This is a genomic window from Myxococcales bacterium, from assembly GCA_016720545.1.
Classification (GTDB): Bacteria; Myxococcota_A; Polyangia; order Polyangiales; family Polyangiaceae; genus JAAFHV01.
The window spans coordinates 119,172-133,623 of sequence record JADKKK010000008.1; the positions used below are offsets into that span (position 1 = coordinate 119,172).

Below are 14,452 nucleotides of genomic sequence, written 5' to 3' on the forward strand. Positions count from 1 at the left end.
GGCCGGAAAGGGCCTCGCCGCGATGAGGCCGGTGCTATGGGCTGGACCACGTGTACGAGGCGACGACCCGCGCGAGGTGATCTGTGACGATGAAAGGCAAGACGGTCCTCGTGACCGGCGCGAACCAGGGGATCGGCAAGGAAACCGCGAAGGCCCTCGCGGCGAAGGGCGCCCACATGGTGCTCGTGTGCCGCAACGCGGAGAAGGGGCGCGACGCGACGCGCGAGATCACGGACGCCGGCGGCTCGGCCGAGCTGCTCGTGGCCGACCTCGGCGCACAGGCCGAGGTCCGCCGCGTGGCGGCCGAGTTCCGCGCGAAGCACGCGAAGCTCGACGTGCTCGTGAACAACGCGGGCGTCCTCGTGACCGAGCGCCGCATCACGCGCGACGGCGTGGAAGAGACGCTCGCGGTGAACCACCTCGCCTATTTCCTGCTCACCCACGAGCTGCTCGAGCCGCTGCACGCCGCAGCGGCGGCGGGGAGATCGAGCGGCGTCTCCGCGCGGATCGTGAACGTCGCCTCGCGGGCGCACGTGCGCGCGAAGCCGAACCTCGGCGATCTCCAGTTCTCGCGCGGCTACTCGATGTCCAAGGTGTACGGCCACTCGAAGCTCCTGAACGTGCTCTTCACGTACGAGCTCGCGCGGCGGCTCGAGGGCGCGAACATCACCGCCAACTGTCTGCACCCGGGGGTCATCGCGTCGGGCTTCGCGCGCACCGACGGCGGCCTCGTCGCGGCGCTCGCGCGGCTCGTGAGCCCGCTCCTCCTCACTCCTGCGCAGGGCGCCGAGACCTCGGTCTTTCTCGCGTCTTCGCCTGAGGTCGAGGGCGTGACGGGCCGGTATTTCTCGAGCTGCCGCGCCGTGCGCTCGAGCTCCGCGAGCTACGACGTGCCCGCGCAGGCCGAGCTCTGGGCTCGCTCCGCGAAGCTCGTCGGCCTCACGGGCGAGGGCGGCCGCGGCGAGAGCTCGCTCTGGGCCGCGATCGGCAAAGACGCCTCGTAGCCGCGAGGGCCTTCGCCGGTGGTCTCGTGTACGCTCCCGCGGGTGCTCGCTCGGCGGAAGCCTCGCCTCGTGTCGTGCCTCGCGCTGACCCTCGCGGCCACCGTGACGACGCCCGCGCACGCCGACGACGACTGGTGGGGGCGCGACAAGGCGCTCCACTTTGGCGTCTCGGCGGCGCTCTCCGCCGGTACGTACGCGATCGCGGCGCCCTCGTTCGAGGCGCGGTATCCGCCGCTGTTGCTCGGCGCGGGCCTGTCGCTCACGCTGGGTGTCGGCAAAGAGCTGGCCGACCTGGCGGGACTCGGCACGCCGTCGTGGAAGGATCTCACCTGGGACGTGATCGGCACCGCCGCTGGGCTCGTGCTCGCCTATGGCCTCGACCTGCTCATCGTCGGGGTCTCGGCCGAGCACCCAGCGCTCGGGGCCCCCACGCGCAACCCCACGGTGCAGTCGCGGCCGTGGCGCCTCGGGACGCAGCACACGCCGTTCGTGTTCCGGTTCTGAGCGGCGACGCGGACGGGGCGAGGCTCAGAAGGCGACGCGCACGGGGGCGAGGCTCGCGCGCTTCGTGCCGTCGCCGAGCTGCCCTTGGCTGTTGTCGCCCCAACACACCATCGCGTCGTCCGTGGTCAGCGCACACGCGCTCGACGAGGCGAAGCAGACGTCTTTGACGCCTGCGAGCGCAGGCACGACGGTCGGGCGCTCGTGCGGGCTCGCGCGGCCGAGGCCGAGCTCGCCGGTCGGGTTGGCACCCCAGCAGGTGACGCGTCCGCCGCCGAGCGCGCACGCGGAGGCCTCGCCGAGCGAGAGCGACTCGACGTTGGCCAGGCCGGGCACGGGCGCGGGGACGTCGTGCACCACGAAGTCGGGCGGGAGCCCGAGCTGGCCCAGGTCGTTCTGACCCCAGCAATAAACCTTCTTGTCCTTTCCGAGCGCGCACGCGAAGGCGTCGCCCGTGGCGATCTCGCCCGGCGGCGAAGCGGCCGCGGGCAGCAGCGGGCGGTTCAGCGAGTCGCGGCCTGCGCCGCCCCAGTGCTCGGCCCCGGCGCACCGCACGGAGCCGTCGCGGCGCAGGGCGCAGACATGCGTGGCTGCGACCGCGAGGCTGACCACGTCGCCTCCGAGGTCGGGCAGGCCTTTCGCGCTGCCCCAGCACCGGAAAGCGCCGCCCTCCTCTCGACCGCAGGCCGTCACCCCGCTCGCGGACAGCTCGCTCGCGCGGAGGCCGCCCATGACGGTCGCGGGCGCGCGCGTCATCGCCTGTCCGCCCAGCGCGCGGCCCGTGCCCCAGCAGCGCACGCTCTTGTCGACCCCGAGCGCGCAGCCGAGCGTGCGCGAGAGCGCGATCTCGCGCACGCCGGAGAGCCCGGGGACCTTCGTGGGGCGGGGCCTGCCGGCGCCACCGCCGTCGCCGAGCTGGCCCTCGTCGTCATGGCCCCAGCACGCGACCGAGCCGTCGCCCATCACCGCGCACGCGTGGTGATCTCCGCACTCGATGTGGACGACGCGGGTCGCCCCGCCGCCCGCGCCGCCGCTCGCAGCGGCCGCATGGCCCGCGCCAGCCGGGCCGCCCGAGGGCGCCGACGCGCCGGCCCCCCCTGCGGCGGGAGCCCCACAGGCCGCGATGAGCCCGGCGCCGGCCAGCACGAGGCCGCCGGCAGCCCGACGGGCCCGAGAGAGCGCGAGCCCTGACGTCACTTGCCGTTGCGCGCTCGAGGCCACCATGGCGCGAGAGTAACCGAAGCACGGCGGTTCGAGTGGCCCGGGCGGCCGGCCGCCAAACATCGTGCCAGGAGGCGTTGCCGAAGCCTGGGCAGAGACATACCTTCCGTCGTCGAACCCCATGGCGCAAGATCTCTACGGCCTCCTCGGAGTGCCCAAGTCCGCGGACGACGCGACCATCAAGAAGGCGTATCGCCGCCTCGCGAAGGACCTCCACCCCGACAAGAACCCCAACAACGCGAAGGCGGAGGCCCGCTTCAAGCAGGTCAACCACGCGTTCGACACGCTCAGCGACGCGCAGAAGCGCAAGCTCTATGACGAGTTCGGGGAAGAGGGGCTCCGCGAGGGCTTCGACCCCGAGAAGGCGCGGGCGTACTCGCAGTGGCAGAGCCGCGGCGCGCGTGGCGGCGCGGGCCCCTTCGGCGGCGGGTTCGGCCCCGGAGTCTCCATCGAGGACCTCTTCGGCGGCGCCGCCGGCGGCGATCCGTTCAGTCGGCGCCGCGGCCCAGCGCGCGGCCAGAACTACGAGCAAGAGATCACCATCCCCTTCGTGCAGGCGGTGCGCGGGGCGACGCTCGAGCTCCGCTCGGCGGGGGGCACGCCGGTGCAGGTGCGGATCCCGCCCGGCGCCGACGAGGGCAGCCGCCTGCGCCTCGCGGGCCAGGGAGGCCCGTCCCCCAACGGCGGGCCCGCGGGCGACCTCACGCTCGTCATCCACGTGGAGCCTCACGCCCTCTTCCGGCGCGAGGGCGACGACCTGAAGCTCGAGCTGCCCATCACGCCCGGCGAGGCCTGGAATGGCGCGAAGGTCACTGTCCCCACCGCCGACGGCGCGGTCACGCTGAAGGTGCCGGCGCGCACGCAGAGCGGGTCCGAGGTGCGCGTGCGCGGTAAGGGCATCGCTCGCAAGGGCAAGGCCGCGGGCGATCTCTACGTGCGGTTCATCGTGCAGACGCCCACCGCCGACGCGCCCGAGCTTGGCGAGCTGCTCGCCCAGGTCGACGCCCATTTCACCGGCGACGTGCGCGAGGGCATCACGTTCTAAGGCGTCGCGGCACTTGCGTGCAGCTTACACCTTCCAGGGGCGCCCCTTGTCTGCAGCCGACGGCCCTCGAGGCCGCCCGTGCAAAGAGTAGGAGGGCTACCGACCGCCGTCGGGTCGACGCTGCTGAATGGAGAGGGGCGGGAGCTCGGGCTCGATGCGCCACGCGGCGCCCTCGCGCACGCAGGCGATGTCGGCGCGCTCTTGCGGATCGCTGCCCGTGACGGAGACGACCGCCGAGTCGCCTTCGACGCGCGCGGTCATGTTCTTCGGCCGGAAGCGGAGCCCGAAGCGCCCCATCGCGAGCATCTCGCGGGGGCTCACGCGCTTGCCCTCCACGAGGCTCGCCCGCGCCGCGCGCTCGTCGAGGTTGTGCTTCGCATTTTTGCCAAGCAACTCATACGCTTCCGACATTGCGCGCGGATCGTCGGTCGCGACCTCCATGCGCTCGAGGAAGAGGCGCAGCGCGCCGTCTGGCGTGGCGTCGGGCGCCGCTCGCGAGCAGCCGAGCGCCGCGAGCGCGAGCGCGAGGGCCACGCCGAGCCCGCGGCTGCTCACCACCCCTTCGACCCCTCCGCGCCGAGGCCCATGACGTCGCGGACCTCGCGCATGGTCTCGCTGGCGAGGCGCCTCGCCTTGGCTGCGCCGTCACCCAGGGCCTGCCGGAGCAGCTCGTCGTTGACGGCCTCGCGCTTCGTGCGGAGCGGAACGAGCTCGCGCTCGAAGCTGTCGTTCAAGGCCTTCTTGCAGTCGAAGCACCCCCACACGGCGCCGCGGCAGTGGCTCGCGACCTCGGCGAGCGCCTCCGGCGACGGCGCGAGCGCGCTGTGCATCGTGTACACGTTGCACACCTCGGGGCGGCCCGGATCGGTGCGCTCAAGGCGCAGCGGATCGGTGAAGGCGCCCTTCAGCTTCTTCCAGAACGTGGCGGGCGGCTCGAAGAGGTCGATCGTGTTCCCCTTCGACTTGGACATCTTGCCGTCGCCGTCGAGCCCGCGGATGCGCGGCGCGGCGCTTAGGCGAGGCTTGGGCTCGGGAAACACGGGACCGAACCTGTGGTTGAAGCGCCGGGCGGTCTCGCGAGCGAGCTCGAGGTGCTGCACCTGGTCGTCGCCCACGGGGACGATCGTGGCCTTGTAGAGCAGGATGTCCGCGCTCATCAGCGTGGGGTAGCTGAAGAGCGCCGAGGACACGAACTCCTTCCCGTCGCCCTTCTCCTTGAACTGCGTCATGCGCTGGAGATCGCCCATCGGGGTGACCGTGGAGAGGTACCAGTTGAGCTCGGTGTGCTCGCGCACGTCGCTCTGCACGAAGAGCGTGGTCTTCTCGGGGTCGACGCCGCACGCCACGAGATCGCGGGCGAACGCGCGGATGCGCGCGCGGAGCAGGGCCGGCTCGTACGGCACGGTGATGGCGTGCGCGTCGACGATGCAGAAGAGGGTCTCCTCTTCCGCCGCGGCGATCTGCGCGGCCCAGGTGCGCACGGCCCCGAGCCAGTTGCCGATGTGGAGCTCCCCCGTGGGCTGGATGCCGGAGAAGACGCGCGGCACGCCGGTCGCGTATTCGGGCACGGGCGCCTTCTTGTCGGCCTTCTTCTTGTTGCCGCCCGGCGGGGCGGGCGCGTCGGTCTTCGATGGATCGGCCACGAAGGCTGTGTACCAGGGAAGGCCCCTATCGGGGGCGCGAGGGCGGTTTTTGCCGAAAATTGGCGTATCCTACATTGTATCCATACGGTACTGATGTGCGCGACGAACGGCCCATCACCCTCTCCTGGAACGGACGACGCCCTCTCTCGCCGGAGGAGCGCCGCGCGCACACCCCCGCTTCAGAGGACGCGCGCGGCGCGGGCCCCGAACCCGCGCGCTACGCGGCCCACGGCCCGGACGGCGAGGTCGGGCGCTATCTGTTCGGCGACAACCTCGCGGGCCTGCGGAGCCTCCGCGCGGCGGCGTCTGGCTCGGTGACCCTCGCGTACCTCGACCCGCCGTTCCACACGAACCGCGTGCACACCCTCGTGGAGGCCGGGGACCGCGCCGCGCCCAAATCGGAGCGGCGCCGGCGCGCGGCCTTCGACGACCGCTGGACCGACCGCGCGGCCTACCTCGAGTCGCTCGGGGCGCGCCTCACGGAGGTGCGCGGGCTGCTCGCGCCGCACGGCAGCGTGGTCGTCCACGTGGACCCGAAGACGAGCCACTACGTGAAGGTCCTCTGCGACGAGATCTTCGGCGAGGAGTGCTTCGCGAGCGAGATCGTGTGGCGCTACCGGAGGTGGCCGAGCAAGACCCCGAACTTCCAGCGCGTGCACGACGTGCTCCTGCGCTACCGCCGCGACGCGCGCGCGCGGCCGCGGTGGAACACGCCGTACGAGCCGCTCGCCGCGTCGACCCGGGCCACCTGGGGCGAGGGAAAACAGCGGGCCGTGTTCCGAGACGACGGCCACCGGCAGCGCTCGTCGACCACCGAAGAGGCCTCGCTCGGGGTGCCGATGGGCGACGTGTGGGAGATCGGCGTGCTCGCGCCGATGTCGAGAGAGCGCACCGGCTACCCTTCCCAGAAGCCCCTCGCGCTGCTCGATCGCCTCGTGCTCGCGCTGAGCGATCCTGGCGAGGTGGTGCTCGACCCGTACGCGGGCAGCGGCACCACGCTCGTCTCCGCGGCGCGCCTCGGGCGGCGGTTCGTGGGGCTCGACGAGAGCACCCTCTCGCTCGAGACGGTCTCGCAGCGGCTCGCCGCGATCGGCGCGCCGCTCGCGCTGGAGGCGGTGGACGCGATTCCTGCGGCCCCGTCGCTGGTCGCGTGCGAGGCGCCGGGGCCGCGACGAAAGAGGACCGCGTGAGCGAGCCCGCGGCCTCGCCCTCGAGCTCGGGCGCACGCACGCTCGCGGCTTGCTATCCTCGCCGCGCAGTGCACCGAAGGAGCGCCACGTGATCCCACAGTCGAAGCTGCTCGCGAGCGCGGGTATCATCCTGGGGGCGGCGCTCGCGGGCGCCTACCTCATGCGCGAGGCGATGCCGTATCTGGTGCTGGTCGCCGTGGCGGGCATCGTCGCGTCGGTCGTCGCCGGCACGGGCGGCGCGAGCAACGAGGCGGCGATCGAGGAGGCCGTCCGGCGCGCGCGTCGAGGGCGTCGCCTCGAGGCACCCGCGGGGGCGACGGGGGCTGTGGCGCGCATCTACGACGAGCTGGGCGAGCTCGCGACGGCGCACGCGAAGCTCGACGCCGAGCGTGACGCGCGCGCGAAGGAGACAGACGCCTCGCTCGAGGCCCTGAGCCAAGCCACCGACCGCCTGAAGCGCGGCATGGCCGAGCAGAGCCGCGCCGCCGCCGAGACCAGCGAGACCCTCGCGAGGCTCACGTCGGCGCTCGGCGACACCTCGTCCAAGCTCGACGAGGCCGCGAAGGCGGCGAAGGACTCCGCCAGCGGCCTCGACGCCATCGTCCGCCGCAGCGACGAGGCCACCGAGAACGTGACCGAGCTCGCGGGGAGCGTGCGCAAGACCGCCGCGGCGGTCGAGGAGATGACCTCCGCCATCAAGGAGGTCGCCGCCAGCGCCACAGCGCTCACGCGGACGGCCGAGGAGACCCACGCGTCGATGAACGAGATCGACGGCTCGCTGGATCGCGTGCGCTCGAACGCCAACGAGACGACCCGGCTCTCGGAGGAGGTGTCGCTGGACGCCGACCGCGGCGTGGAGGCGATCTTGAAGACCATCGGAGAGATTTCGCGCATCAAGGAGTCGTCGCAGGAGGCGGTGGCCGTGATCTCCACGCTCGGCACACGGATCGACGCCATCGGGCAGATTGTCAATGTCATTGACGATGTGGCCGAGCAGACCAACCTGCTCGCGCTGAACGCGGCGATCATCGCGGCTCAGGCGGGCGAGCAGGGCAAGGGCTTCGCCGTCGTGGCCGACGAGATCAAGGAGCTCGCGCAGCGCGCAGGCGCGAGCACGCGCGAGATCACCGATCTCATCAAGACCGTGCAGGCCGAGTCGCGCAACGCGGTGACCGCGGTGGAGCGTGGCGCGCTGAACGTCGATCGCGGCGTGCAGGTCTCGAACGAGGCCGAGCGCGCGCTGAAGAAGATCCTCGACTCGAGCCAGAAGTCGACCACGATGGTGCGCGAGATCGCCCACGCGACCGTGCTCCAGGCGAAGGGCTCGCGGCAAGTGGCCGAGTCGACCGGGCGAATCGCCGAGACCGTCGCGCAGATCGCCGCAGCCATCGTCCAGCAAGTGCGCGGCGCCGAGCTGGCGATGAAGGGCGCCGAGCGCATGCGCACGCTGACGCAAGACGTCGAGCGGCGGGCGGCCGAGCAGACCAAGATCGAGCGTGGCGTCGCGAGCACCCTCGCGGAGGTCGCGGGCGCCCTCGACCAGACGAGCCGCGTGCAGCGCTCCCAGACCGAGAGCGTGCGGCGGCTGCTCGCGCAGGTGGAGAGCATCGAGCAGCGGGCCCGCGCAGACGCCGGCGTCGTGAACGACGTCGAGCGCGCGAGCGAGAAGATCAAGCGCGTGAGCTGACGCTCGGGGTCACGAAGCGCGCGACCAGCGCGCATGCTGGCGTCGCGGCGAGACCTGCCCGACCGCGGCGCACCGCGCCGGCGCGACGGCCGCGGGCGTCGTCGACCTCGTGGGAAACGTGTAGGAGATGACCAGCACCGGCTCGGGGATGAACATCGTGGTGTGCGGCGGCGGCGTCTACGCGACCCACGCCGAGGCGTTGCTCTCCACTCGCTGCGGCGATGGCGATCCAGTCGTGCAGTTCCACGACACAGGCTTCCGCTGCGTGAAATAGGCAGCTTTGCGGAAACCACTTCTGCGATCATGACGCCCGGCGCGCGGCGACGCCTTCGCCGGGAGCTGAGGAGATCGCGACGAAAGCCGAGCGCGAGGGCTGGACCATTGACCACTACCGCGGGCACCTCGCGACGTCCGGGCAGGTCACCGCCGCCCGCCAGTGATAGACCGCTGTTCTAACCAACTAACTAACTACGCTCCACGAGCTCAGGGACGAAAGTTCTGAATCGCCCAGACCTTGCCGGCGGGCGTCACGTAGAACCCACACGCGACCTTCGTGTAGCGCGTGTTCTTCATGTTGATGTAGTGGCCTTGCTCGGCGGCGGGCTTGAACTTCTCATCCCACATCATCTTGAGGCAGCCCACGATCATCTGCTCGGGCTTGCCGCTCCAGCCTGGGCACTCGTTCTGGGCTTGCTCGGTGCATCGGCCGAAGGCGCTGTGAGACTTGCCCGTCTCCGAGTCGGTCTTGCACTCGCCGTCGGTGCACGTCTCCGCGGCGTTCCAGCGCTGGAGCGGCGGGAGGTTCTCCGTCGCGCGCCACTTGTTGATCTCGCTCACGCAGATGTCCTGCGCGTTGTTTCCTACGGGGGGGGTCGGCGCCGCGCCGCTATCCCTCGCGCCCGAGTCCGTGGGCCCCGTGGGCCCACCATCCCGAAGTGGAGCGGGCGCGGCGCTGTCGGGCGGCTCGGCTCCCGAGTCTTGCACCAGCGCAGGTACTGGATCGGAAGCACCTGGATCAACGAGGGCCCCCGCCTCACCGGAGCACGCGGGAAGCAGAGCGGCGAGGCCAGCGAGGCCACAAAGCAGCAAAAGCGTCCGCATCCCGCGATCACTCATGCCCGAGAAGCAGCAAACTGTATGCCGCTCCTCGAGAGCGCCGTTGCCTACACGCGCCCCGATGTGCCCACGCCTCCACACTAGCAAGAAGAGGCCCCGCGACACGAAGCGGATCGACAAGGCCTCCGCGTCACCGGGACGACCGCGCTCGTCTTCCGCGGCGGGCAGGACATCCTAGGGCGAGAGACATCGATGTACTGCTTTGCCGTGCGGCGATGAGCCGATCCATCTAAAAGAATCGAGGCGACAAAGTGCGAAACAATCGACATCGGCCCACGGCTCAGACGAGCCGCGTGCAACGCTCCCAGACCGAGGGCGTGCGACGGCCGCTCGCGCAGGTAGCGCCGACGCCGTGAAGGACGCCGAGCGCCCGACGGAGAAGGTCAAGCGCGTGAGCTGACCGAGCGAGGCCCTCGCCGGAGAGGCGACTTGGGCTACCTTGGCCGCTGGTCTATGTCCCCCTCCTGGTCGCCCACGGTGGCTCGACGCGTTCGTGAAGGAGTGGCGTGCTCGCCGAGCGCGGGGTGAGGCGCGCCGCTCGGGCCGGGCGTTGGGTGCTGCGGTTGCTCGCGCTCGCCCTCCTCGTCTCGGTGCTGCGCGCGGCGCTGCACGACTTCTGTCAGGCGTGGGACTCGCCGTACTACCACCTGCCGTTCGCGGCCCGGTTCGGCGGCGTGCTCGGGCCCGACGACTACGTGTTCTCCCCGGACAACGAGGCGCGCTTTGCGGGCTTCCCGCTGCTCGGCGAGCGTATCCAGGGGCTGCTCTACCGGCTCTCGGGTCGCCCCGAGGCCGCGAACCTCCTCGCCTTCGCGTCCGTGCCCGCGCTCGCGCTCTACTTGCGCGCGCGCTTCCGCGTGCCCGCGAGCGTCGCGGTGCTCGGGCTGTTCGCCCTCCCGCTCGTGTTGACCCACGCCACGAGCACCTACGTGGATCTGCCGGCCAACGCCGCGGCCGCGGTGTTTCTGCTCGAGGCCTTCGCGCTGCTCCGCGCGCCGCGCGCGGCCACCGCCGCTCGCGTGGCGCTCGCGCTCGTCCCCGCGACGATCGCCGCGCAGATGCGCTTCCAGCTGCTGCCGACCGTGGGGCTCGGCCTCGTGTTGCTCGGCCTCGCGTGCCTCCGGCGACAGCGTGGAGGCGGACGGGCTCGGGCGATCGTGGCGCTGCTGCTCGGGGTGCCGTGCGTGATTGGCAAGCTGCTCGCGAACGTGGCGCGCTTCGGCAACCCCGTGTACCCCGTCGAGCTCCGGGTGTTGGGTCGCGCGCTGCCGTTCCACGAGACCCGATACGAGTCGTACCCGGAGGATCTCGCCCACACGCCGCAACCGGTGCGGTTTCTCTACTCGCTCGTCGAGCGCGGTCTGCCGCCGCTCGGCGCGCCCTCGCGGTGGACCGTGGACCAGTTCGCCGCGGGCACGCCGGCGCACCGCATGGGCGGGTCCTTCGGCCCGTACGTCGTCGCGCTGCTCGTCGCGTTGGCCGCTTTGGCGCTCGGTCGCCGAGGCCGCCCGCGTGAGCTCGTGGTCCTGTTGCTCGCCCTCACGGCGGTCGTGGCCGCGGCGCCCCAGTCGCACGAGCTGCGGTATTACCTCGTGTGGCCCATGCTGCTCGTGGCGAGCGTGCTCATCGGGGTGTCTTCGCTGCCGCGGCGCGCGCTCGCGCCGCGAGGGCTCGTGACGGCGCTGGTCGGGATCGCGTTCGCCGTCGTCGCGGGGACCACTCGGGGCGAGTGGCTCGTGCCCTCGGGCAGCCGCCTGGAGGAGCTCGTCGCAAAGCGGGTCTCTCCTGAGGTGCTGGGCCGCATCGGCGAGGGAGAGACCGTGTGCTTGTGGAAGCCCCCGTGGACGCTGCTGTACGCGGGGAAATACCACGGGAGGCGGTACCGTGTGGTGGAGGGCGAGTCGGGCTGCGGGGTGGTTCGAAGGGTGGAGTGAGGGGCGATAAGCGGCTTCCAAGTGCCACTGGCAGGGGAAACCCCCGAGCAAGCCCCCCCTCGGCAACCCCCGCCGAGCAAATGAGGACCACGGCCTGAAGGCCGTGGCAGGGGAATGCTGAGGTGGTGGCGAGTGAAGCCCGGCGGGGCGCCGGGCTCGCGTGCGGCGGGCGGCGACCGTGGGCGGCCCGAGGACGTCCGTGGACACGCAGAGAGCGGCGATCGCCCTGTATTTCGCGGCCGGGACGGGGCAGCGAGGGGCCCGCCGCTTGCTGTGGGGGTGCGCCAATGCCGCCCGCTCCACCGCCCCCTCCACCACCTCGTCCACCGGAACCCCGACTCCTCGACCGCGTCGATGTGGCCATTCGAGTGCGCGGCCAGAGCCCCCGCACGGCGGAGGCCTATCGCGCCTGGGTCCGCCGCTTTGTCCTGTTCCACGGGCGCCGCCACCCACGCGAGCTGGGTCCGCTCGAGGTCGAGGCGTTCCTGACCCACCTGGCCTGCGAGGGCAAGGTCGCGGCGTCGACGCAGAATCAGGCGCTCGCGGCCCTCCTGTTCTTGTACGCCCACGTGCTGGGGACTCCGCTGGAGAGCGCGGGCCACTTTACCCGCGCGCGGCGTCCTCAACGGGTGCCCGTGGTGCTCACGCGCGCGGAGGTCTCCGCTGTTCTGGGCCGCCTGAACGGCGCGACGGCGCTGATGGCGGCGCTGCTCTACGGCGCCGGGCTCCGCCTACTCGAGTGCGCGCGCCTGCGCGTGAAGGACGTCGACTTCGAACGGCGCGAGATCTCCGTGCGTGACGGGAAGGGCCGGAAAGACCGCCGGACGATGCTGCCCGAGGCGGTCGTGAGCCCACTCCACGCCCACCTGGAGCGGGTGCGTCAGCAGCACGAGGCGGATGTCGCGGCTGGCGCAGGATGGGTCGAGCTCCCCGACGCGTTCGAGCGGAAGTCTCCTGCGGCGGGCCAAGCGTGGGCCTGGCAGTGGGTGTTCCCGGCGACGCGGACCTACCGCGAGCCTCACTCGGGCCAGCGCCGGCGTCACCACCTGCACGAAACGGTGCTGCAGAGCGCCGTGCGCGCGGCGGTGCTGGCCACCGGGATGGCCAAGCGCGCGAGTTGCCACACGTTCCGCCACTCGTTTGCGACCCACCTGTTGGAGGCCGGATACGACATTCGGACGGTCCAGGAGCTCCTGGGCCACAGCGACGTCAGCACCACCATGATCTACACGCACGTGCTGAACCGCGGTGGACTGGCCGTCCACAGCCCGCTCGACCTCGCGCTGGGCCGGCAGGGCGTCCCCCGTGGGCGTGCGACACCGAGCAGCGCGACGCCTTCGCTCTCGACGTCCGCCGACCCCGTCTCCATGCCCCTCGCGAGCCGGTGGGGGAGCGGGCGAGAGGACCCAGGGACGAGTGAATAGGCAGATCTGTCTAAAATCAGCAGAGCTTGTCGCGTCAAGCGTCCACCGGGGCCCCAACACCGGCGGGAACCCGCAGCTGACAGGCGGCTGGATGGGCTGGATGGGGAGGACCCTGGGGATCGACGGGTCCGCCTATTCTGGCCGCCGGGGTTAGGCGGACCCGCCGAATGGACGTTCGGCCTCTTCAGTTCGAGATGTTCTCGTTCGCCATAGGCAGCGAGGGATCCGAGACCCGGGCGTCGGGGGTCTCTCGCGCTCGAGGCAGCGGGCGCTGGCAGACCGGCGGCGTCGACCCGATCCACCGCCTGCGCCGCGGTCGTCCCGAGCCCGAACCGCCTCGTCCGAGACGCCTCCGCGCTTCAGCTGGACCGCTTCGCCAGCGTGGGCCTCCACTTTAGCGGGACCGTCTCTCCCGAGACGCCTCCGCGCTTCAGCTGGACCGCCTCGGCGAACGCGGCCTCCGCTTTAGCGGGACCGTCTCCGGAGGCGCCTCCGCGCTTCAGCTGGACCGTCTCGGCGAAGGCAGCCTCCGTTTTAGCGGGACCGTCTCTCGAGACGCCTCCGCGCTTCAGCTGGACCGCCTCGCAGGAGAGGGCCCTCGAGCTCAGTCGGACCGTCTCAGGCCTCCCCACCCTCGCCCGCAGCGCCGAGGTGCCGAGTCGGCATCCTCTGACCACGCCCTGACGTTGTGACAAGACGGAGTACGCCGACGGCTCTCCCGTAACGCGCCCGGGCTTTCCTCGGGCAACCGCCCGCCGAACGGGCGAGGCCTCGAGAAACTCCGATGCATCAACACGCTGTCGAGTCGGAAACCTGGTCCTGCCTGCACGAGACGGGCGGCGCCTCGCCGAACAGAGCATTGCAGCCGATGGTCACCGAATCTTGCCCGCTTTCGCGTGCAAGATTCGGCGCCCACGACTGAATGCTAACGTTCGGCCTCTTCAGTTCGAGATGTCCTCGTTCGCGATAGGCAGCGAGGGATCCGAGCCCCCTGACGTCGGCGTCTCTCGCGCTCGAGGCGGCGGGCGGGCTGGCAAGCTGGCGGCGTCGACTCCACCGCCTGCGCCGCCGTCGTCCCGAGCCCGAACCGCCTCGTCCGAGACGCCTCCGCGCTTCAGCTGGACCGCTTCGCCAGCGTGGGCCTCCACTTTAGCGGGACCGCCCCGTCCGAGACGCCTCCGCGCTTCAGCTGGACCGCCTCGGCGAACGCGACCTCCGCTTTAGCGAGACCGCCTCGGGAGACGCCTCCGCGCTTCAGCTGGACCGTCTCGGCGCACGCAGCCTCCGTTTTAGCGGGACCGTCTCTCGAGACGCCTCCGCGCTTCAGCTGGACCGTCTCGCAGGAGAGGGCCTCGAGCTCAGTCGGACCGTCTCGGGCCTCCCCACCCTCGCCCGCAGCGCCGAGGTGCCGAGTCGGCATCCTCTGACCACGCCCTGACGTTGTGACAAGACGGAGTACGCCGACGGCTCTCCCGTAACGCGCCCGGGCTTTCCTCGCGGCACCGAGCCCCGAACGGGCGAGGCCTTGAGAAACTCCGATGCATCAACACGCTGTCGAGTCGGCAACCTGGTGCTGCCTGCACGAGACGGGCGGCGCCTCGCCGAACAGAGCATTGCAGCCGATGGTCACCGAATCTTGCCCGCTTCCGCGTGCAAGATTCGGCGCCCACGACTGAATGCTAACGTT

12 protein-coding genes are annotated in these 14,452 nt (G+C 71.4%); 8 read left to right on the forward strand and 4 right to left on the reverse strand.

Annotated elements, in window-relative coordinates; genetic code table 11:
- The first annotated feature begins 89 nt into the window (after window positions 1-89).
- The gene (locus tag IPQ09_17445; protein ID MBL0195971.1) at window positions 90-1,004 is read left to right on the forward strand and encodes an SDR family oxidoreductase; all 915 of its coding nucleotides are present in this window, start codon (window positions 90-92) and stop codon (window positions 1,002-1,004) included.
- Between the two features lie 42 nt (window positions 1,005-1,046).
- The gene (locus IPQ09_17450) at window positions 1,047-1,508 is read left to right on the forward strand and encodes a hypothetical protein (protein ID MBL0195972.1); all 462 of its coding nucleotides are present in this window, start codon (window positions 1,047-1,049) and stop codon (window positions 1,506-1,508) included.
- Window positions 1,509-1,532: 24 nt separating this feature from the next.
- Here the strand turns inward: IPQ09_17450 and IPQ09_17455 are convergent, their stop codons facing one another.
- Window positions 1,533-2,729: a hypothetical protein gene (locus tag IPQ09_17455; GenBank protein MBL0195973.1), complete on the reverse strand. Its 1,197-nt coding sequence runs from the start codon at window positions 2,727-2,729 to the stop codon at window positions 1,533-1,535.
- Window positions 2,730-2,847: 118 nt separating this feature from the next.
- Here IPQ09_17455 and IPQ09_17460 point away from each other — a divergent pair, with 118 nt between their 5' ends.
- Window positions 2,848-3,771 carry a DnaJ domain-containing protein gene (locus IPQ09_17460; GenBank protein ID MBL0195974.1) on the forward strand — a complete coding sequence of 308 codons (924 nt, stop codon included), beginning with the start codon at window positions 2,848-2,850 and terminating at the stop codon, window positions 3,769-3,771.
- A 96-nt stretch (window positions 3,772-3,867) separates the two neighbouring features.
- Here the strand turns inward: IPQ09_17460 and IPQ09_17465 are convergent, their stop codons facing one another.
- Both IPQ09_17465 and trpS read right to left on the reverse strand, forming a co-directional pair.
- A complete protein-coding gene (locus tag IPQ09_17465) occupies window positions 3,868-4,326 on the reverse strand; it encodes a hypothetical protein (protein MBL0195975.1) in 459 nt (152 codons plus the stop codon).
- Window positions 4,323-5,318, reverse strand: coding sequence for a tryptophan--tRNA ligase (gene trpS / locus IPQ09_17470; protein MBL0195976.1), 996 nt, complete (start codon window positions 5,316-5,318; stop codon window positions 4,323-4,325). The genes IPQ09_17465 and trpS overlap by 4 nt, the downstream gene beginning before the upstream one ends.
- A gap of 191 nt (window positions 5,319-5,509) precedes the next feature.
- Here trpS and IPQ09_17475 point away from each other — a divergent pair, with 191 nt between their 5' ends.
- The 3 genes from IPQ09_17475 to IPQ09_17485 all read left to right on the forward strand — a co-directional run bounded on the left by IPQ09_17475 (window position 5,510) and on the right by IPQ09_17485 (window position 8,565).
- Window positions 5,510-6,604 (forward strand): site-specific DNA-methyltransferase, encoded by a 1,095-nt coding sequence (locus IPQ09_17475; GenBank protein ID MBL0195977.1) that lies wholly within the window; start codon window positions 5,510-5,512, stop codon window positions 6,602-6,604.
- 88 nt (window positions 6,605-6,692) lie between these two features.
- Window positions 6,693-8,291, forward strand: a complete 1,599-nt coding sequence (locus IPQ09_17480) for a chemotaxis protein (protein ID MBL0195978.1) — start codon at window positions 6,693-6,695, stop codon at window positions 8,289-8,291.
- A 127-nt stretch (window positions 8,292-8,418) separates the two neighbouring features.
- Complete coding sequence (locus IPQ09_17485) at window positions 8,419-8,565, forward strand: hypothetical protein (GenBank protein ID MBL0195979.1); 147 nt, start codon at window positions 8,419-8,421, stop codon at window positions 8,563-8,565.
- A gap of 209 nt (window positions 8,566-8,774) precedes the next feature.
- On the opposite strand, the gene IPQ09_17490 is transcribed toward IPQ09_17485, so the two are convergent.
- Window positions 8,775-9,128, reverse strand: coding sequence for a hypothetical protein (locus IPQ09_17490; GenBank protein MBL0195980.1), 354 nt, complete (start codon window positions 9,126-9,128; stop codon window positions 8,775-8,777).
- 785 nt (window positions 9,129-9,913) lie between these two features.
- Here IPQ09_17490 and IPQ09_17495 point away from each other — a divergent pair.
- Both IPQ09_17495 and IPQ09_17500 read left to right on the forward strand, forming a co-directional pair.
- Complete coding sequence (locus IPQ09_17495) at window positions 9,914-11,341, forward strand: hypothetical protein (protein ID MBL0195981.1); 1,428 nt, start codon at window positions 9,914-9,916, stop codon at window positions 11,339-11,341.
- 287 nt (window positions 11,342-11,628) lie between these two features.
- Window positions 11,629-12,765, forward strand: a complete 1,137-nt coding sequence (locus tag IPQ09_17500; GenBank protein ID MBL0195982.1) for an integron integrase — start codon at window positions 11,629-11,631, stop codon at window positions 12,763-12,765.
- Window positions 12,766-14,452: the final 1,687 nt, after the last annotated feature.